This window comes from Brachyspira sp. SAP_772, from assembly GCF_009755885.1.
Taxonomy (GTDB): Bacteria; Spirochaetota; Brachyspiria; order Brachyspirales; family Brachyspiraceae; genus Brachyspira.
Map to the genome: position 1 here is coordinate 992,458 of NZ_VYIX01000002.1, position 20,065 is coordinate 1,012,522.

The following is a 20,065-nucleotide window of genomic DNA, read 5'->3' on the forward strand; positions in this document are numbered from 1 at the left end:
ATAATATTAGACGATTAATTTATAATCATTTTTAATTCATTATATTTTTTTCTAACAATATATATTTCATCACCTATTTTATCTGATTTCTTTATCATAGCATGATATAAAAACCAATTATTATTTTCTTTATAACAAAATATTCTTATATCATGATGTCTTATTTCCCATATACCATCTTCAATTTTTTTATACAGTTTAGATGACATAATGATTTTATTAGAAAAAGAATTAATTAAATAGTTTATTTTAGATTCTATAGTTTCTTTTCTAATACTATTTTCAATAAATGATAGAACATCATCATCTATCATGCATACTATATTGCCTAAAGATAAATATTTTTTTATATTTAATTTTCTCATTTATATTATCCTTTTATATCATAATAACTTTTATATTACAAATATACCATCATTGTACTTAAATAATTAAGTACAATGACGTTTTAATTATGTAGGGAGTTTTCCCAAGTAGACCCATAAATATGGTCGCAAATGTACTGTCATATAGTCAATTAAGACTGTTTCTTCTGACAGCTACGCAAAATATGATAGCTCATGTACTTAATTATATAAGCACATGAGCTATGGCATTAAGCCGTTATGACGAGTTTCCTCTGACAGTTACGCAAGATACGTAGTAAATGTACTTAATTATATAAGCACATGAGCTATGGCATTAAGCCGTTATGACGAGTTTCCTCTGACAGTTACGCAAGATACGCAGTAAATGTACTTAATTATATAAGCACATGAGCTATGGCATTAAGCCGTTATGACGAGTTTCCTCTGACAGTTACGCAAGATACGCAGTAAATGTACTTAATTATATAAGCACATGAGCTATGGCATTAAGCCGTTATGACGAGTTTCCTCTGACAGTTACGCAAGATACGCGGTAAATGTACTTAATTATATAAGCACATGAGCTATGGCATTAAGCCGTTATGACGAGTTTCCTCTGACAGTTACGCAAGATACGCAGTAAATGTACTTAATTATATAAGCACATGAGCTATGGCATTAAGCCGTTATGACGAGTTTCCTCTTAGTCACTATGTTATATATAATTACAAACATAGTCAGTCATATAATCTATAAAGGAAAGTTTCCTTTATAGATTATAATATAATAAATATGTTTATATTTGTCAAGTATTTTTTATATGGTATTTTAATTTTTTACAATAAAAATTCCTAGATATATAAGTACTAATCCTGAAACTATTAATAATATACCAATGCAGCTTTCAGAAAAAGGAAGTTTTATATTTCTTGGTTTATTTGGATCAAACCATAAAGGTAATTTATCCCCAACCTTTCTGAATGGATAATGGCTTTTAAGTTTTGCATATAGTTTTCCGTATTTTTCAGTTTCATAACTTATAATCATTGTATTTTGGTGTCTTAATTTTCCAGATTTATATACTTTTTCACTATTACATTGTTCAACTATACATACAGTATGCACATACGTTTTTGAAACAATAACAATAGAAGAAAGTTTTTTTACTCCTCCTAAGATCGATAATATTCCTAATACAAATACTGCTATTATTTTTATATTCATAATAATCCAATAAGTAAAAAATTTAGTAATATAAAAAAAATATATAATATTATATACTAAAAATTTTTAAGTTTGTCAATTTTTTTATTGTTCTTTTTCCCGCAGCACACGGTGTGGACTTCGTCAAAAGAACCAAAAAGTGCAAGTGTTTTTGTATGTTGGTAAATATATAAATAAATGTAAGATATTTTTATCTATGCATAAAAAGCTATACTTCATTAAATGCAGTCTTTTTGCTTCTTTGGGTCACGCCTCCGGCACTCCCTTCGGTCGCAAAAGAAGTGGGGGCTTACCCTACGGGTACGCTTCGCGGGAGGCAAAGCCCCAGATATCAAAACAAAAATATAATTTTATTTTTAACAAAATATAGTTGTTTAGGTATATATAAAAAATAATCAAGCTATAAGCATCTATATTTTTAAGCGTATTGGTTAATTCTTATAACTTGTATAAATTTGTATATGTTATATTATAACAATATATTCTTTAATGTTTTGAGTTTTTATATAATCAATAAAAAACGCAGTTATAAAAAATAATAAAATCTAGGTGTAATAGTATGGACAAAGAATTGAAATCACGATTAAAAAGATTACGCAGTGAAGAAAAGTATAATGATATAATAGAATTAATACTTTCATTGCCTGATGAAAAAGTAGATGATTTTGTACTTAATATGCTTTATTTGGCTTTAGAGATTCAATTATCTAATATGCATAATGAAGCTAGGCATCATGATATAGTTAAATTTATATTAGCTATTCCTAAGAAATATTTAAATGATGATGTTAAGGGTATTCTTGCCGTAGCATATAACAATACTGGTAAATTTGATTCAGCAATAGAGGTTTTGAATTCGCTTTCTGAGGAAACTAGAAATCATCATACTTGGTTTTATAAAATTTCTTATGCTTATTTAGGAAAATGCGACAGAGATAATTCTACTAAATATATAGAAAGGGCTATATATACTCTTGAAATGAATAAAGATAATATAAGCGAAGATGAATATAATCATTATAATGAGATTTATAATAGATTAAAAAAAGAAATAACTAAAGATGCTTTGCATTATGAGGCTAATAGTGTTAATGCTGATGATACTGATGCTGTTATAAAAGATATAGCTTCTATACTGCCTGATGATATTGAGCATGAAATAATAGAAGGAAGCATAGTTATAAAGAAATGGAATATATTGATAAATGCCAATATTGATAACTTAACAGATGAAAGTGCTGTGATTAATTATTATATATCAAGTCCCAATTGGGATAGAAATATATTTGAATGCTGTGCAAGTACTGGAAAAGACACTAATGCTGCTATAGGAATTTCTAATGGAAGTTTTGTATTTGGCATAATGACAGGTATAAAAGCTATGAATGAAGGGAACCTTCTTGATGAAGCAGAAACTGAGTTTGCTGGTAAAAAGCATAAATGGAAAGTGTATACAAGCAATCTTGTTAATATAGGAAATGATAATAAAACTCCTAAGAATGTTAATACTTATTGGAACATGTTTAAAGATGATATATTAATGAGAATAGGAAATCAGAAAATTTGCTACATAAAAATATATGGAGCAAAAGCAAGAAATAATTATTCTATTGGGGAGCTTCGCATAAATGATGTTAATATACCAGAACTTTCTAATAAAATGAACGAGTATGTAAAAACTTGGGAAGAAACAGATTTTGCTTCAGATAAGCAGTTTTTCTTTTTAGTTCAAGATGATGAAACTTACACACCTTATCCGCATACTGATGAAGAGATTATGAATTATGTTCAAGAGTATGCAAATATAGTTCTTAATTCAGAGGAGACAGAAGATTATTATGATAAACTTGGAGATTTAGCTGAAAACTTAACTAAAGATTATAGTCTTGCTTCAGATTTATTTTTATTCCTGCCTGAAATTTGTGCTGATAATGAATTTTATAATGAGCTTCATTCAGGGGAAAGGGTAAATTTCCATTTCAAAACAAGTGATTGTTTAGTTTATAAAACACAGCTTTATACTTATCATTTGATAGGGGGATATCTTTTTGAGCTTTTTAAAAGCGGGGTTTTTAATGGAAAAGAAAACGAGTTATATGCAAGATTCATAAATATGAGTGCAGGATACAGCATATATTCTCAGGTTAAAGCGGATTATGAAAAGAAAAATCAGAAGCTTGAAAATTTTGAAGTGAATATTAGTTTTAATGTAGATGATAATTATGAGATTAGATAAGTAATATTTTTAACACACGTTTAGTATAGTTTTTAATATAAATAAATTGCTGTTATTCATTAAATTTATATTTTTAATTTTATTAAACGTGTGTTGTATGCATTATAAATTTAAATAACACTTGGGTGGGTGTTAACATTCATAATTAAACAATAAGAAAATAAAAAATATAAATTGCAAATTAAAATTATAAAGCTTAAAGGGCGGGAATGTAAATAAATTTAAAAACTTAATTATATACAATCTATATTTTTTATTTTCTGTTTAAGAAAAATTTTATTATTGCAATTAATACAAAACTTATTACGCTTATTAAAACTATAGTAGAGCCCGGTTTTAATCCCTCATAATATGAAAGAAATATTCCTAAAACAGTAAAAACTAAATTAAATAATACAGCATAAATAATAGTTTTTTTATAGCTATTAGCCACCTGCATAGAACAAGCAACAGGAACCACCATCATAGACGAAACAATCAAAGCCCCAACCGCCCTTGCAGATATAGAAACTACTATTGCTGTAAGTATTGTAAAAATAAAGTTTATCCTGTTTACAGGCACCCCAGAGAGTTTTGCAAGCCTTTCATTGAATGTTATATAAAATATTTCTTTGTATAAGAATATAAATATCAATATAGAAATAATACTTATAATTACAACTAGCTTTAATTCAAAATCACTAATAGCTACAATGCTTCCAAACAAAAAACTATTAAAATTAGCATTGTTAGAAACAAACCCAGATAATAATCCCGCAAGTCCAATTGCAAAAGACATGATTATCGCTATAGACATCTCTCCATATCTTGCAATTTTTTTTCTTATAAACTCTATAGATAAAGCAGATAAAACACAAAATATCATAGAAGCAAGTATTGGATTAATATTAAACACAAGACCAAAAGTCACCCCCGCAAGAGAAGTATGAGATATAGCATCTCCTATCATAGAAAGCCTTTTTAATACAACTACAACCCCAATAGAAGGTATTATAATGGCTAAAAGCACCCCCACCAAAAAAGCCCTACGCATAAACTCATATTGAAATATTTCCATTTGTAAATAACCCTTTATATATTATTAGCAAGAACAACTGCTTCCATCTGGATGCTTGTGCTTATGTGATAATTCCATATTTATCTGATTTTTATCAAGTTCAACTAATGTACCATTTTCAAAACAAAACACTCTGTTTGATATTTTTGACATTCTCTCAATATCATGTGTAACCATTACAATAGTTATTTTTTTTTCTTTATTTAAAGTGTGAAGCAGATTATATAAAAAATTAATAGTTTCAATATCAACACCATTAGTAGGTTCATCTAATATTAATAGATTAGGATTTTGCACTAAAGTTCTTGCTAAAAAAACTCTCTGTATCTGCCCGCCTGAAAGTTTTGATATAAGCCTCTCTTTATAATCATACATACCTAAAAGTTTTAATGCTTCAAATACTTTTTCTTTATGCTTTTTATTTGGAAACTTAAATAAGCCAATATCAGCAAACATATTAGACATTACTATCTCATAAACAGTTGCAGGAAAGTTTAATATTTTGTAGTATGCATTCTGCTCTAAATATCCAATGTGCTGCCAATTCTTAAATCTCTTAATGTCTTCACCGTATAGTTTTATTTCGCCTCTATACTGATTAATTTCACCTAAAATAAGTTTTAATATAGTGCTTTTACCCGCCCCATTAGAACCTATAATAGAAACAAAATCTCCTTTGTTTATTTCAAAACTTATGCATTTTAATATATCCTCTTGAGTGTATCCGAAATGCACATTCTTAAAACTTATTATATTTTTCATTTATATAACCTTAATTAATTATTTAATTATTAAGACCATTTGTTATAGCTTCGAGATTTTTTTGCATTATAGAAAAATAATCCTCTCCAGATTCAATATATTCTTCGCTTAAAGACTCTATTGGGTTTAATGAACTTACTTTTACTCCTGTTTCTTTTGCAATAGAATCTACAAGTTTAGAACTTGAGAAGTCTTCATAAAATATAGTTTTAATATTATTGTTTTTTATAAAATTAATTGTTTCAGCCATAGCTTTAGCATCTGCCTCATCTCTTGCTATTGCTACTTGATTAAGATTATATTCTTTGCAAAAATGTCCGAATGCAGGGTGAGTTACAACCAAATTAGTATTTTTTATATTTTGTAAATTATCTCTAAAACTCTTATCAAGTTCATCCAATTTATTTGCATATAAATTGTAATTAGAATTATAATAATCAGCATTTTTACTGTCTAATTCTATTAACGCATTCTTTATATTTTCCATTTGAACTTTTGCCTTTTTAGGAGAAAGCCAAAAATGAGGGTCTAACTCTTCATTGTTTATATTTGAAGAAGCCTCTAAATATTTTAAATCTTTTATTGTCTCTTTTACAGTATCTGCCCAATGCTCCATTGAAGCACCATTATATATAAATAAATTAGCCTTACTTAAATTAGCCATATCTTTTGATGTAAGTTCAAAGTCATGAGGCTCAGAACCTGCTGAAGTAATATTATAAATATCTATTTTCTCTCCGCCAATTTTTTTAGCAAAATCATAAATAGGATATATACTTGCATATACTTGAAGTTTGTCAGTTGCGTTTTGATTATTATTATTGTTATTGCTGCAAGAAATTAAAGAAACTAATATTAGTAATAAATAAAAAACATTTTTCATCTGCATTTATCCTTATAGTATTATAATGTTCGGATATTATAATACTATAAAAATAAATTTCAATGTTTTAATACTATAACAATTATTCTACCTTTTCAAAATTGCTCTTAGGCTCTCCACATAATGGGCATTTCCAATCACTAGGAAGTTCTTCAAATGGCACACTTCCCTTATATTCAAATCCGCAAGTTTTACATCTATAAATTGCTTTAGGCTTTTCTGTTTCTTCCTTTTTTTCTGTTTTGTTTTCGTATGCATTAGCAGTAGAGGCATTAGGAGGAGTTTTGCCTTTTATTACTGTATGATAATAAGAATAAGTCATAGAGTTAGTGTTATTATCAAATATATCAGCATCTACCAATTCACCTATAAATAAAGTATGAGTAAATACATCAAAACTGTTTACCACTTTACATACAAAATAAGCATTGGTATCTTTTATAACGGGAAGACCTTCTTTCATTTCATAATTAACATTTTCAAATTTATTACAATCTTTTGAGCTTCTAAAACCAAAACCGCCTATTAAAGCAGGGTCGCTTTTTTCTGAAAGAACTGATAAAGCAAATTTACCGCTTTTTTTGATACATTCATTGGTATAATTATTTTTGTTTACACTAATCATAATTGTAGTTGGAGTTGATGTTATTTGTGTGGAGGTGTTTATAGTACAGCCTACTGGTTTATCACCGTCCATTGTAGTTAAAATATACATTCCATAAGATAATTTTGTTAATGCAAATGTATTCATAGCTTTTACTCCTTATTAGTAATAATTATTATTAATTATACAATATTAATTTATTATATCAATATTATATTTTAAATATTATCATTTTTATACAATTTATATCTGTTTTCTCTGTACCTAATAGAAACATTTTGCTTAAATATTGTAAATCTTATGTAATTGTATTTATATTTTATAATAGAGTAGTATTCTTTAATTGTATTAGATTCTATTAAACATATAAACTCTTTAGAAAAGCATTCATAATCCTCTTTATTGACATTGACCATTATTTTTTTTAATATATTTTTAAACATATCAAAAACTTTTCTTTCATCATCGGCAGTAAAGTTTTTTGTCCTAAAAGCTAAGAAAGCCTCTTGCTCTACAAACTTAGCAAAAGACAATGATTTTGTCTGCCAAAAATTATATTTAGTATAAAACTCATCTAAAATATCAAACCATTGTTTTATAGCATTTAATAATATTTTTGGTTCTTTTACTGCCTTTGATGAATCTTGACCTTCTCTTTTTATATAGTGATAATGAGTATTATATTCATAGCTTATATTTTTTGTGTACATTAAAAGTTCATGAGAGAATATGCCGTCTTCTCCGGGCTGAACATTTAGAGGATATCTTAAATTATTATTTTCTTTTAGAATGCTTGTTTTTATAAACATAGAACAGGTAGGAAGTGCTGAATGATATTTTGTTGTAGCTCTTTTATCAAGCCCCCAAAAATTACTAAGTATAACTAAATCACTATTGTTTTTTTTAGCATTATTATAAAACACTTCCAAAAAATCTCTATCTATATAATCATCACTGTCTAAACAAAATAAATATTCACCTGTTGATTTTTCTATACCGTCATTTCTTGCAGCAGAAACTCCAGCATTTTCTTTATTTATTATTATAATTCTTTTGTCTTTTTTTGAATATTCTTCGAGTATAGAAAGCGAATTGTCTTTAGAGCCGTCATTTATGCATATTATTTCTAAATCTTTATATGTTTGACTTATTACACTATTCAAACAATCTCTTAAATATTTTTCTACATTGTATACTGGTATAATTACACTAATCATAAAAATATATTATCAAAATAACTAAAAAACTCAAGCTATAAACAAACTTATTATTTTACAAAGTATTGTTTTTTTTGAGATTAATTTATAAAATATGAAAAAATATATAATTATGGATTATTTATGAAAAGAATTGGTGTTTATATAGATTTAGAAAATATTGCTCATTTAAACTTTAATGTTAATTTTAAATTGATACTTGAAGATATAATTAAATTTTATAGAAGCAATTTAAAAGACAAAGATATTTATTATTCAATAAAAAAAGCCTATGGAGATAATAAATCTATAAAGCTATACGAAAAAGAACTTAGAGATTTGCATATAGATATAATACATTCTGTGCATATAAATAAAGCAAAAAACATGTCTGATATGATTTCTTCTATAGATGCTTTTGAAGATTTTGTATTTAATAAAAATATAGATATAATAGTATTTGTAAGCAGAGATGTTGATTATACTATTGTAATGGAGAGGGTAAAAAGGCACGGTGCTATAACTGCTATAGTTACAACTATTACTAATGCTAATAGAGATATTTTTAAAAATGTTTCTAATAAGATTTTTAAAATAGAAAAATATAAATCAAAAGAAAGTGATAAAAATAATTTATTAGACGAATATAGTTTACAATATTTAAAGTTTTTTTATAATAGAATTATTGAAGTTTATAATAAAACAGAAAGTAAAAAATTTTCTATATCCGATATATGTAATAGAGTAAATATGGATTTTAAGCTAGAGCAAGGGGAAAGTGCCATAGAAAAGACTTATTTTAAAAAGATAAAAAAGTTATTTAAATATTTAATAGAAAATGATATAGAAATAAAAGTCGATAGAGATTATTTTAGTATAGATGATATAGAAAAGCTTCATTATTTTTTTAGAAGTTTAGATTGAATAATTAATTAAAAATATATTTGGAGATTTGTTTATGATTAATATTGCAGTTATTGGTTTGGGTTTAATGGGAGGTTCTTTAGTTAAGGCTTTAAATGGTTATAATATATGGGCTTTGGATACTAATAAAGAAGCTATAGACAACGCTTTGGAAGATAAATATATACAAAAAGGAAGTTATGATTATTCAAATATAGAAGAGATGTTTTCGTGGTCTAATATAATTATGATATGCACTTTGCCTTCTATAGCTTTGGATATTATAAACAAATATTCTTCATTTATAACAGATGATAAGATACTGTCAGATTTTTGCGGAGTTAAGACTGATATATTTAATGCTGTAAAAAACAAAAAATATGTATCGCTTCACACTATGGCCGGTAAAGAAAAGGGAGGATATAATAACTCAAGTGAATCATTATTTAAAAACTCTAATGCCATAATAATCGCTAATGATAATGCAAGTAAAGAAGACATAAAAAAAATAGAAGATTTAGCTTTAAATATAGGCTGTAAAAATGTAATTGTATCAACAGAAAAAGAACATGATAAAATGATAGCTTTTACTAGTCAGCTTATGCATATAATAGCTTGTTCTATAGTTAATCACAAAGATTTTTTAGCTTCACTTGGTTTTGAAGGAAATAGTTTAGGCGATCACACAAGGGTAGGAACAATAGATGCCAATATGTGGAGTGAACTTTTTGCAAGAAACTCTCATTATTTATCTTTATCTTTGGGAGAGTATATAAAAAGGCTAGAAGATTTTCAAAATGCATTACAGAATAATGACAGAGAAAAACTTAGAGAATTAATGTTAAGCTCTAATAGCATAAAAGAGGAATGGAACAATTTTAAAAGCAAGTGATTTTTTATGTAACTAAACAACTATAATTTATGTTTTTATTTTTATTCAACTTTTTCCCGCAGCAAAAAGTGCAAACATTTTTACTCTATATATTGGAATATATATAAAATTATAAAATAATAACCCATATTTTAATCTAAAAATGCAGTCTTTTTGGTTCTTTTGGCCACAAAAAGAACTGGGGGCGTGGGGGCAAAGCCACCACAAAAAAAACTTGAATTTTTTTAGTATTTACAATTCAAATCAAAAATCACTTATTTTTGAATTTTTTAGCAGCCTCTATAAACCCAACAAATATAGGATGAGGGTTTGTTATTCTTGATTTTAATTCTGGGTGAAACTGAACTCCTATCATAAATGGATGGTCTTTTATCTCTGATATTTCAACCAAATCAGCATCTTTTGTTTTTCCTGTAATTATAAATCCTGCTTTTTCCATTTCACCTATATATTTATTGTTAAACTCATATCTATGTCTATGTCTTTCACTTATTGTTGTTGAGTTATAAAGTTTATGAGCTAAAGAACCCTCTTTTATAATACACTCAAAAGCACCAAGCCTCATAGTGCCGCCTTTAAGCATAATTTTCTTTTGCTCTTCCATCATGGTAATTATTGGGTTTTTACAATTTTCATTTATCTCTATTGTGTTTGCATCTTCAAGTTTCAACACATTTCTTGCAAACTCTATACTCATAAGCTGCATACCCAAACATATTCCCAAATAAGGAATTTTGTTTTCTCTAGCATATTTAATAGCTTTTATCTTTCCCTCTATTCCTCTCTCTCCAAATCCTCCCGGTATAATAAGACCGCTAACATCTTTAAAATATGCAGATATATCTTCTTTATCTTCTAACTCTTCAGCATTTATCCATTTTATATCAACATTAATGTCATTATATATTCCTCCATGATTTAATGCCTCTATTAATGATATATAAGCATCTTTCATAGATATATATTTTCCAACTATAGCAATACTAACTCTTTCATTTTGTATAGCTATGTTTTTTTGTTTAGCTACCAATTCTGTCCAATTAGATAAGTCTATTTTAGCTGTTTCTAATTTGAAATGCTTACATACCACATCAGAAATCCCCTGAGCCTCAAGCATTAATGGTACAGAATATATATTAGGTTCATCAAAGTTTTCAAATACATTTTGTTTTGGTAAGTTACAGAATAATGCTATTTTAGATTTATGAGATTCTTCTAAATGTTTATTTGTTCTGCATACTAATATATCAGGTATAATACCGCTTTGCATAAGTTCTTTTACACTATGCTGAGTTGGTTTTGTTTTTATCTCTTCAGATGAACTTATAAAAGGTATTAACGTAACATGTATATATAAAACATTATCCTGTCCTAATTCTGTTTTTACTTGTCTTATAGCTTCAATATACGGCAATGATTCTATATCTCCAATAGTTCCGCCTATTTCTGTGATTACTATATCAGTTTTTTTAGTATCATTTTCTCTGTATATTCTTCTTTTTATTTCATTTGTAATATGAGGTATAACCTGAACAGTTTCTCCAAGGTATTTACCTTCTCTTTCCATATTTATAACATGCTGATATATTTTACCAGTAGTAACATTGCTGTATTTATTTAAATTTTCATCAATAAATCTTTCATAATGCCCAATATCCAAATCTGTTTCAGCTCCGTCATCAGTAACAAAAACTTCACCATGCTGAAAAGGACTCATAGTACCCGGGTCAAGATTGATATAAGGGTCTAATTTTTGTATAGTTACACTTAAACCGCGAGCCTTTAATAGTCTTCCAAGTGAAGCAGCTGTTATACCTTTACCAAGTCCAGATACAACTCCGCCTGTTACAAATATGTATTTAGTATCCATAGTTTCCTCTGTTATTCCTTTAATAATTTTGATGATAAACAATATCATTAAAAAAACATAAAATCAAGGTAAATTTTTTATTAATTTTAATATTTTTTGTTATATATTAAAAATAAAAAATAATTATTTTTAAGAGGTGTTAGTTATGATGAGATTGTTTATTAGTTTAGTTACAGTTTTGTTTTTAGCTTCTTGTACAGCTTCAAACAAGAAAGAAGAAGATAATACTGTTGCAGAAGTTGTTGCTGATTATGTTCAAGTGGATTCTCCAAACTCTTTTATTCCTTTAGGCATAGGTATTACAGTAACTCCTCCGGAACATGGGCAAAATGCTAAATATTTTATAGCTAATAAAGATGTTGCCGAAGTTAATTTTGACTATATGAATAATAATTATACTTACAGAGCTTCAAAAAATACTAATAATTTACTTTCATTTTATGGTGATTATATTAATAGCGGAAAAAATTTTACAGAAGAAGAAAAGAACATTGTTGTAGAATATAATACCACTTCAAATAATGAAAAGTTTACCTTATGGAGAGTAGATGATATTTATTATATATTGTCAACACAGGCAGAAGATGATAAGGATTTAACTAATCTTTCATCGCTTTATATAAAGTCTATATATTGGCATAAAGGCAAATAAATATAAATAAACATAATAAAATATAAAATTAGGCATATGGATTTTTTATCTGTATGCCTTTTTTATTGACATTTTTTATAGTGTAAATATAATATAACTATGTGATAAATATATTAACCAAAAATAAAAAACATTTTTTTGTTTAAATTAATTATTTTTTATGAGGGGTTAATATATGTTTGTGAAATTCAATAAAGTTTCTTTTTCTTATGATAGTTCTGATAATATATTAAATGATGTTTCTTTTCATATAGATAATACCTGCACTGCAATAGTAGGCGAAAACGGATGTGGTAAAACTACGCTTGCTAAACTTATAACAGGTATATTAAAGCCTAATTTTGGAAGTATAGAATATTCAAATAAAAATATTATAAGTGCTTACTGTAATCAAGAGTGTGTTGATTTGCCCAATAATGCTGAAAGTTTGTTTTATGATAACAGTTCATATTCAGGATATTTAACATCAATATTTAAAATAGATTATAGTTATTTATATAGGTTTGATACTCTTAGTTTTGGAGAGAGAAAAAGGCTTCAAATAGCTTCTGCATTATATTCTAATCCTGATATATTAGTATTAGATGAACCTACTAATCATATTGATAATGAATGTAAAGATATACTTATTAATGTTATAAAAAGGCTTGATTGTATTGTTATAATTATTAGTCATGATATTGATTTTCTTGATGAATTAGTTTCTAAATGCATATTTATAAGGAATGGGGAGTGCAAAATAAGAATAGGCAATTATACGCAATGCAGAGGCTATGAAAGAGATGAGGAAAAGTATAATTTCAGTTTATATGAAGAAAGTAAGAAAAAATCTAAAATATTAGAAAATAGATATAAAAAACTTCAAAATGAGTCAGATGCTAAAAAAAGCAAATTTGGAAGTAAAAGACATATAGATAAAAAAGACCATGATGCTAAAGCAAAAGTTGATGCTGCAAGACTTACAGGAAAAGATGCAAAACTTGCTGCAAAAGCTAAGCAGGCAAAAAGTTTATATAATAAAAGTATAGTAGAAAAAGAGGCTATATATATAAAAAAGAGAGAAGTTATGAATATGGAGTTTATAGGAGAAAAATATAAAGGGAAGTTTTTATTTTATCTTGAAGCTGGAGAAACAAAAATAAATAATATAGTTTTTAAAAATCCTGAACTTATAATAAAGAAAGACAGCAGAGTAGGTATTGAAGGAGTAAACGGTGCAGGCAAAACTACTTTATTAAATTATATACTAGAAACAATGTATGATAATTCTATAAGTAAAGAGAAAATAGTATATATACCTCAAGATATAGACAGAGACGATTGGAATGACACTTTTAATAATATAAAAGCATTAAATCATGAATCATTGGGCTTTTTAATGAGCTTTGTAAACAGACTTGGAAGCAATGCTAAATCTGTTATTAATTCATTAAATCATAGCCCTGGAGAAATGCGTAAAATAATGCTTGGTATGGCAGTTATAAAAAATCCATATATTATAATATTAGATGAGCCTACTAATCATCTTGATATAGATTCTATAGAGCGTTTAGAAGAGGCTTTAATTTCTTTTAATTGTGCTTTGCTTATAGTAAGTCATAATAAAAATTTTTTAAAGAGAATAGTTGATACAAAATGGATATTAAATAAAACTAATGATTATACTATTATTAATATAGAAAATAAATAAAATGTGTCATAGCTATTATATTTTGTTGACATTTATTTCTTATGTTATATATTATGTTAAGTTGTATTATTGCATCTAATTGGGGATTAAAATGAAATATAATAATAAATTCTTTTTTTTAATAATATTCACTATATTAATTTCATGTTCTAATAATAATCAAGAAGAAATAAGCGAGATAGATAGAGGCGGGGCATTAATAGATAAGATAATATATGAAGTGAGAACCGATATGACAATAGCTATTAAAGATGTGGCAGATGGACGTGCTGATTTAATGGCTAGCGGAATAGATGGAAGCACATATTTATCATTAAGTGAAAGTGATTTGGAGAAACTTGATACTTATGCTGTGCCTTCTGGTTCTTGGTCTTTGCTTTTTAATCCTGTTCCAAATAAAGCACCATACACAGTTACTACAAGAGACGGCAAAACTCATTTTAATCCTTTAGCTATAAAAGAAGTAAGATTTGCAATGAATTTTTTGATAGACAGAAAAAAGCTTGTTGATGAAATTTTAAGAGGGGCAGGGGAGCCTTCATTTACTCAGGCAACACCAGGTCAGCCAGGCACTTATAGATATAATCTCATTCCTTCAAAAATGGGTATGACAGCAAACGGCAATGAAGAGAAAGCTATTAATGATATAAATAAAGCTATGGAAAAAGCTGCTAATCTTCCAGAAAATAGAGGAAAGCTAAAAAAAGAAAATGGCTGGTGGAAATATAATGGTGAAGTAGTAACTATTAAATTTGTTATAAGAGTTGATGACCCTACAGGAAGACTTCCTGCAGGCAATGCAATATCTGATTTAATAGAAAAAACAGGCATAAAAGTAGAAAAATTATTATACGACAGAAACAAATCCACCCAAGTTGTGTATGGTTCAAACCCAAAAGATTATGAATGGAATATTATAACAGAAGCTTGGGGAGCAGGGGCGACAAGAGCTTGGTGGGACGTTACGCTTAGGCAAATGTATGTAAGAGAAGGAAACTATATGCCAGGCGGAAACATTGCAGAGTTTTGGAATTATGACAACAAAGAAGCTTCTAAAATAAGCGATAAAAATTCAAACGGCTGGTTTTTAACTGCTGATGAATATTGGAATGGTAATATGCGTTTGCAAGAGATTGGGCTTGAAGATGCTGTGCGAATATATTTAAACTCTCAAACACAGTTTTTTGTAGCAAACAAAGAAAGATTTAACAGAAGAATGCTTTACGGTGTTGGCGATGGTGTTAATGATTGGTCTATAAGAAGTGCCGACATAAAGCCAAATAGAAACGGTGAAAAAGTATTAAGAGTTCTTCAGCATTCTGCTCAGGGTTCATTGTTTATAAGCCCTTGGGACCCTGTTGGAGTAGGCGGATTTTCTGATGCATATTCTGCTATAATGATAGGTCCTTGCTCTGATGCTGGTGCTACATTTGAATCGCCTTCTACAGCTAAAACAGAGTTTATACTTGGGGACGCTGATACTAATAGTTTAGAGATAGGTGTTAGAGCGGGTGATAATGGTATACCTGTAGGCACTGTAAAAGTTCCTAATAATGCTAAAATGTATAACCCTTATACTCAAAAATGGGAAGAGGGTTTAACTACAAAAGTTGAAAATGGGGAGATAATTTATAAAAAAGCTGATAATCTTACTGCTTATGTAAAATGTGATTTTAAGCCTAGATATTTTAAATGGCATCATGGCATAGATTCTTCTTTAGTTGATTTGATGTATGGAAGTGTATTTATTGCAAACATAATAACAAAGACAAATGAAAATGATAAGTATTATGATTCTGCTATGGCTGGAAGATATACTTCGGCTATGGATAATGCAGTTGGAAGTGTAATAAATGAAGATGGAAGTTTTACTCTTTATGGAAACTATTACTGGCCAATGGATATGAATAGGCAAATTGCTATTGCAGCAGTTGGTCCTAAAATAGGCAACCCTAATAGAAACACTGTTATTCCTTTTGAGATAAATGAGGCTATAATGAAAATAGTTCTTGAAGGCTCTAAATCTGGTAATGTTTATACTATTTCACAGGATCAATCATTGACTGCTATAGATGTAAAAAATCCTACTTGCGTTTCTGACATAAAAGAAAAATTAATTGAGATGAGAGACAGAGAATATATACCTGCGGGAATAGAAGATTTTATCACAAAAGAAGAGGCGGTTAAAAGATATCAGGCTGCTATTGACTTTATAGATAAATACGGGCACGCTTATATATCAAACGGACCTTTCTTTATTTCAAGAATAGATTCAAAGGCTAATTATATAGAATTAACTGCATTTAAAGATTATGGATATACTGCAGAATATTGGATAGAAAAATTATCAACAAAAATGAGCAGAATAGAAGACATTGAAATGCCTGCAATAGTAAATAGAAATAGTGATATGAATATATATATTTATGTTTCATCATACAATTATCCTAATAATGCTTTAGAGATGCCAGACCCTAATACTAAAGTAAAATTGCTCCTTCAATTACAAAATGGAGGCGAAAGAGAATATAATGCTGTTTTAGAAAATGATGTGTTTAAGCTAACTATAACAAAAGAGGAATTAGCGACTCTTCCAAAAGGAAATTATATTTTTGTGATAGAATCTTATATTGCTGATGAAACGCCTTATATAGAAACAAGAAATTTTATATTACAATAATAAATATTTTTAAATCTCATTATATGAATTATCATTATTCATTTTGTATAGTTTTATGTTTTCATTTTTTAGTATGCATTTCATAAGGTTTATATCAGAATCATCAAAACTATATGATAAATATACTGCTTTTACTTTTAATTGTAACTCTTTTTTATATGATATTATTTTATCACTATCTTTATAAAAAATAGAAAGTAAATTGCCATATTCTATATTTTCATTAGATGATAAAAATTTAGCCTTTTTGCCATATGCATTAGCATTATCATTTTTATCAATAATGTATACATTAGAGTCTAATAATTCATACTCTACGCATATAGTATCAGTATTCCAATTATTAATATCATCTATACTTTTATGAAATGAAATTATATTTGTCTTTTCTAATATAGGTTTTAATGCTCTTAAATGATTTTCTGTAAAGTCGTCTTTTAATATAGTGTTAGAATCACAAAATTGTATTCTGTTTTCAAATATGGTTTTTAAAGTGTTGGTATCATATTTAAGAGTTTGATATATTGTTTTTGTATAATTTGTATATGTGATACTTTTCTCTAAACATTTATCTGTTAGCTTTAAAAAATCATTATAGCTAATTTTTTTGTTTGCAAGTAAGCTATATGAAAGTAAAAATATATTATAACTAGCTAAACTATTATTCTCTAAATATTTTAAATAAGTTTCTACAATAGAAGTGTAGTCATTTTTTAAGAAAAACAAAATGGCAATATTATTATAATAAATAAAATTATCTTTGTTTGTTTCTAAAAGTTTTTTATAATATTCTATAGCTTTATCATAGTTTTTAGTATAGAAATATGAATTAGCTATAATCTCATTATCATTAACTGCATTATTTTTATTAATTTCATTATTTTCTTCAAACAAAGCTATTATTTTTGAATACTCTTTTTTATCATACAAAATATTTATAAGCTTATCATAATATTTATTATTTTTTCTAACGCATACAAATGCTTTATCATAATCTTCTAAATCTATATAAATATTAAAAAGCATATCTATGTAATTTTCATTTATGTTATCAATATTTTTATTTAGATAATATGCCGCAGTTTCTTTTTCACCTTTATTATAATAACAAATGGCTATTCCATAATAAGCCTCATCAGTATCATTAATTTCTATAGAAGATTTAAAATATTTTATAGCTTCATCATAATCTTTTAAATTTAAATATGCATTAGCTAAATTATTGTAAGCCTTATAATACATATCATTTGTTTCTATAGCCTTTTTAAAATATTCTATAGATTTATCGTATTCTTCATTTGATGAGTAGCAAAGCCCTATAAAATTATAAGCCTTATATGGATTAGGATTTCTTTCTATTACTTTATTAAAATGTTCTATTGCTTCATAATAATATTTTTTTGAATAATAACTAACTGCCAATTTATAATAATCTGTAAAAGAATCTAAATCAAACTTTCTTGCTTTATCAAAATATAATGCTGCTTTATCAAAGTTTTTTTTGTTAAAAAATATTAATGCGAGGTTATTGTAGGCATTAGCATATTTAGGATTAATTTCTATTGCCTTATTAAAATATTCTATTGCTTTATCATAATCTTTTAAGTAGGAATATATTGCTCCTAATGTATTTGATATTTTGTATGAGCGGCTGTTGCTTTGCAAATATCTATTCAAACATTCTATTGCTTTATCATAATTGTCAATATTATAATAACACATTCCAAGCATATCATAGGCTTTAAAAGTCATTTCATCCATGCTCTTTGAGTTTTCAAAAAAGTTTATTGCTGCTTCATAATTTTTACTTCTATAATGATATAATGCTAAATTGTTATAGGCTTTATCATATTTTGGATTAATTTCTATTGCTTTATTAAAACATTCTATTGCTTTTTCATGTTGATTTTTTTTGTAATAACTTATGCCGAGTAAATTGTATGCAGTATAAGATTTTGGCATTATTTTTAATGTTTCATAAAAGCACTCTATAGCTTTGTCATAGTTTTTTATTGCATGATAGCTTATGCCAAGTAAATTGTATGATTTAAATGTGTTAATATCTACTCTTTTAGCTTCCTCGAAATATTTTATAGCATCATCAAATTTTTTTATTTCAACACATACTTGTCCTTTGTATAAATTGGCTCTATAATTTTTTGGTACTTTTTTTAGAATATTGTCTAATGCTTCTAAAGTTCCTTCATAATCTTCATTTTTAATATTATAGGATATATGATTTAAAATATTATCCATATAGTTTTGCATACATAAAACCTCAAAATGTATAAAATGATATATTATATATTACAATATATATGTATATTATGTCAACTAAAAATATTTTTTTATATGTATAAAATATCTAATAAACTATTGATTTATATGAAAAATAGTATATAATTTTATGACTTTTAGATTTACAGCTACTATTTTTTAAATAGTTAAAGGAGCGAAAAAAACTTTAATTTTATTGGGGGTGAAATTATGAAAAGAATTGTAATTATTTTTAGTATAATACTGTGTGCTGCGAATTTAGAGACACATAGTTTCAACATTAATAATTATTCTTTTGTAACAAGTAATTGGGTTAATTTAATACAAGACATTTCTAATCATTATAATCAAGATTTTTGGTTTGTTAAAGATATTTTTGATATTTCTCAAAGCTATGATATAGATCCGCTGCTTATGATAGCATTAATAAAAATAGAAAGCGATTTTATACCAACTGCATTATCTAAGAAAAATGCTTATGGGTATTGTCAAATTACACCTATAGCCAATGAAGATGTTGATCCTAATCTTAATAGATATAATCATAGAGAAAATATTATACTTGGCACTAGATTTATAGCAAAACTTTTAGATAGATTTGACGGCAATATAATACAGACTCTTAGATATTATAATGCTGGAAGTAATTATGATGAAACAAGACTTTCTTATTCTGAAGACATTAAAGAAGAGTATGATATGCTTACATCGCTTTATGCAAGTAAAGAAGATATTTATGGTGATATATATAGAAAAGAGAGCTTTTAATAATTAATTAAAAACTCTCTTTAT

16 protein-coding genes are annotated in these 20,065 nt (G+C 26.8%); 7 read left to right on the forward strand and 9 right to left on the reverse strand.

Annotated features, from left to right (window positions below; translation table 11 throughout):
- Positions 1 to 14: 14 nt before the first annotated feature.
- Positions 15 to 365, reverse strand: a complete 351-nt coding sequence (locus GQX97_RS09590; protein ID WP_157151714.1) for a type II toxin-antitoxin system RelE/ParE family toxin — start codon at positions 363 to 365, stop codon at positions 15 to 17.
- A gap of 810 nt (positions 366 to 1,175) precedes the next feature.
- A complete protein-coding gene (locus GQX97_RS09595) occupies positions 1,176 to 1,571 on the reverse strand; it encodes a hypothetical protein (RefSeq protein WP_157151715.1) in 396 nt (131 codons plus the stop codon).
- Between the two features lie 559 nt (positions 1,572 to 2,130).
- On the opposite strand from GQX97_RS09595, the gene GQX97_RS09600 reads away from it, so the two are divergent.
- Positions 2,131 to 3,807: a DUF6348 family protein gene (locus tag GQX97_RS09600; RefSeq protein ID WP_232473310.1), complete on the forward strand. Its 1,677-nt coding sequence runs from the start codon at positions 2,131 to 2,133 to the stop codon at positions 3,805 to 3,807.
- A 253-nt stretch (positions 3,808 to 4,060) separates the two neighbouring features.
- Here the strand turns inward: GQX97_RS09600 and GQX97_RS09605 are convergent, their stop codons facing one another.
- The 5 genes from GQX97_RS09605 to GQX97_RS09625 form a co-directional block, all read right to left on the reverse strand.
- On the reverse strand, positions 4,061 to 4,864 hold the full coding sequence (locus tag GQX97_RS09605) for a metal ABC transporter permease (protein WP_157151716.1): 804 nt from the start codon (positions 4,862 to 4,864) through the stop codon (positions 4,061 to 4,063).
- A gap of 24 nt (positions 4,865 to 4,888) precedes the next feature.
- Entirely contained in the window at positions 4,889 to 5,626 is a 738-nt protein-coding gene (locus GQX97_RS09610) for a metal ABC transporter ATP-binding protein (protein ID WP_157151717.1), read from the reverse strand.
- A 22-nt stretch (positions 5,627 to 5,648) separates the two neighbouring features.
- Positions 5,649 to 6,509, reverse strand: a complete 861-nt coding sequence (locus GQX97_RS09615) for a metal ABC transporter solute-binding protein, Zn/Mn family (RefSeq protein WP_157151718.1) — start codon at positions 6,507 to 6,509, stop codon at positions 5,649 to 5,651.
- A gap of 82 nt (positions 6,510 to 6,591) precedes the next feature.
- A complete protein-coding gene (locus tag GQX97_RS09620) occupies positions 6,592 to 7,260 on the reverse strand; it encodes a flavin reductase (RefSeq protein WP_157151719.1) in 669 nt (222 codons plus the stop codon).
- Positions 7,261 to 7,331: 71 nt separating this feature from the next.
- Positions 7,332 to 8,330, reverse strand: coding sequence for a glycosyltransferase family 2 protein (locus GQX97_RS09625; RefSeq protein ID WP_157151720.1), 999 nt, complete (start codon positions 8,328 to 8,330; stop codon positions 7,332 to 7,334).
- A gap of 123 nt (positions 8,331 to 8,453) precedes the next feature.
- Here GQX97_RS09625 and GQX97_RS09630 point away from each other — a divergent pair, with 123 nt between their 5' ends.
- Together GQX97_RS09630 and GQX97_RS09635 are read left to right on the forward strand one after the other, a co-directional pair.
- A complete protein-coding gene (locus tag GQX97_RS09630) occupies positions 8,454 to 9,233 on the forward strand; it encodes an NYN domain-containing protein (protein WP_157151721.1) in 780 nt (259 codons plus the stop codon).
- 34 nt (positions 9,234 to 9,267) lie between these two features.
- Positions 9,268 to 10,104 (forward strand): prephenate dehydrogenase, encoded by an 837-nt coding sequence (locus GQX97_RS09635; RefSeq protein ID WP_157151722.1) that lies wholly within the window; start codon positions 9,268 to 9,270, stop codon positions 10,102 to 10,104.
- Positions 10,105 to 10,354: 250 nt separating this feature from the next.
- On the opposite strand, the gene GQX97_RS09640 is transcribed toward GQX97_RS09635, so the two are convergent.
- On the reverse strand, positions 10,355 to 11,974 hold the full coding sequence (locus tag GQX97_RS09640; protein WP_157151723.1) for a CTP synthase: 1,620 nt from the start codon (positions 11,972 to 11,974) through the stop codon (positions 10,355 to 10,357).
- A gap of 145 nt (positions 11,975 to 12,119) precedes the next feature.
- Between GQX97_RS09640 and GQX97_RS09645 the strand changes: the two genes are divergently transcribed.
- The 3 genes from GQX97_RS09645 (at position 12,120) to GQX97_RS09655 (ending at position 16,996) form a co-directional block, all read left to right on the forward strand.
- The gene (locus GQX97_RS09645; RefSeq protein WP_014936357.1) at positions 12,120 to 12,626 is read left to right on the forward strand and encodes a hypothetical protein; all 507 of its coding nucleotides are present in this window, start codon (positions 12,120 to 12,122) and stop codon (positions 12,624 to 12,626) included.
- A 175-nt stretch (positions 12,627 to 12,801) separates the two neighbouring features.
- Positions 12,802 to 14,316 (forward strand): ABC-F type ribosomal protection protein Tva(B), encoded by a 1,515-nt coding sequence (tva(B), locus tag GQX97_RS09650; protein WP_014936356.1) that lies wholly within the window; start codon positions 12,802 to 12,804, stop codon positions 14,314 to 14,316.
- A 91-nt stretch (positions 14,317 to 14,407) separates the two neighbouring features.
- Positions 14,408 to 16,996 (forward strand): ABC transporter substrate-binding protein, encoded by a 2,589-nt coding sequence (locus tag GQX97_RS09655; RefSeq protein ID WP_157151724.1) that lies wholly within the window; start codon positions 14,408 to 14,410, stop codon positions 16,994 to 16,996.
- 9 nt (positions 16,997 to 17,005) lie between these two features.
- On the opposite strand, the gene GQX97_RS09660 is transcribed toward GQX97_RS09655, so the two are convergent.
- Positions 17,006 to 19,264, reverse strand: coding sequence for a tetratricopeptide repeat protein (locus GQX97_RS09660; protein ID WP_157151725.1), 2,259 nt, complete (start codon positions 19,262 to 19,264; stop codon positions 17,006 to 17,008).
- A 219-nt stretch (positions 19,265 to 19,483) separates the two neighbouring features.
- Between GQX97_RS09660 and GQX97_RS09665 the strand changes: the two genes are divergently transcribed.
- Positions 19,484 to 20,041, forward strand: coding sequence for a lytic transglycosylase domain-containing protein (locus tag GQX97_RS09665; protein ID WP_157151726.1), 558 nt, complete (start codon positions 19,484 to 19,486; stop codon positions 20,039 to 20,041).
- Positions 20,042 to 20,065: the final 24 nt, after the last annotated feature.

Coding starts and splice junctions, on each gene's coding strand:
- GQX97_RS09610 (WP_157151717.1), bottom strand. CDS start 5,626: ATGAAAAATATAATAAGTTTTAAGAATGTGCATTTCGGATACACTCAA.
- GQX97_RS09605 (WP_157151716.1), bottom strand. CDS start 4,864: ATGGAAATATTTCAATATGAGTTTATGCGTAGGGCTTTTTTGGTGGGG.
- GQX97_RS09660 (WP_157151725.1), bottom strand. CDS start 19,264: ATGCAAAACTATATGGATAATATTTTAAATCATATATCCTATAATATT.
- GQX97_RS09665 (WP_157151726.1), top strand. CDS start 19,484: ATGAAAAGAATTGTAATTATTTTTAGTATAATACTGTGTGCTGCGAAT.
- GQX97_RS09600 (WP_232473310.1), top strand. CDS start 2,131: ATGGACAAAGAATTGAAATCACGATTAAAAAGATTACGCAGTGAAGAA.
- GQX97_RS09640 (WP_157151723.1), bottom strand. CDS start 11,974: ATGGATACTAAATACATATTTGTAACAGGCGGAGTTGTATCTGGACTT.
- GQX97_RS09630 (WP_157151721.1), top strand. CDS start 8,454: ATGAAAAGAATTGGTGTTTATATAGATTTAGAAAATATTGCTCATTTA.
- GQX97_RS09590 (WP_157151714.1), bottom strand. CDS start 365: ATGAGAAAATTAAATATAAAAAAATATTTATCTTTAGGCAATATAGTA.
- GQX97_RS09635 (WP_157151722.1), top strand. CDS start 9,268: ATGATTAATATTGCAGTTATTGGTTTGGGTTTAATGGGAGGTTCTTTA.
- GQX97_RS09645 (WP_014936357.1), top strand. CDS start 12,120: ATGATGAGATTGTTTATTAGTTTAGTTACAGTTTTGTTTTTAGCTTCT.
- GQX97_RS09620 (WP_157151719.1), bottom strand. CDS start 7,260: ATGAATACATTTGCATTAACAAAATTATCTTATGGAATGTATATTTTA.
- GQX97_RS09625 (WP_157151720.1), bottom strand. CDS start 8,330: ATGATTAGTGTAATTATACCAGTATACAATGTAGAAAAATATTTAAGA.
- GQX97_RS09595 (WP_157151715.1), bottom strand. CDS start 1,571: ATGAATATAAAAATAATAGCAGTATTTGTATTAGGAATATTATCGATC.
- GQX97_RS09615 (WP_157151718.1), bottom strand. CDS start 6,509: ATGAAAAATGTTTTTTATTTATTACTAATATTAGTTTCTTTAATTTCT.
- GQX97_RS09655 (WP_157151724.1), top strand. CDS start 14,408: ATGAAATATAATAATAAATTCTTTTTTTTAATAATATTCACTATATTA.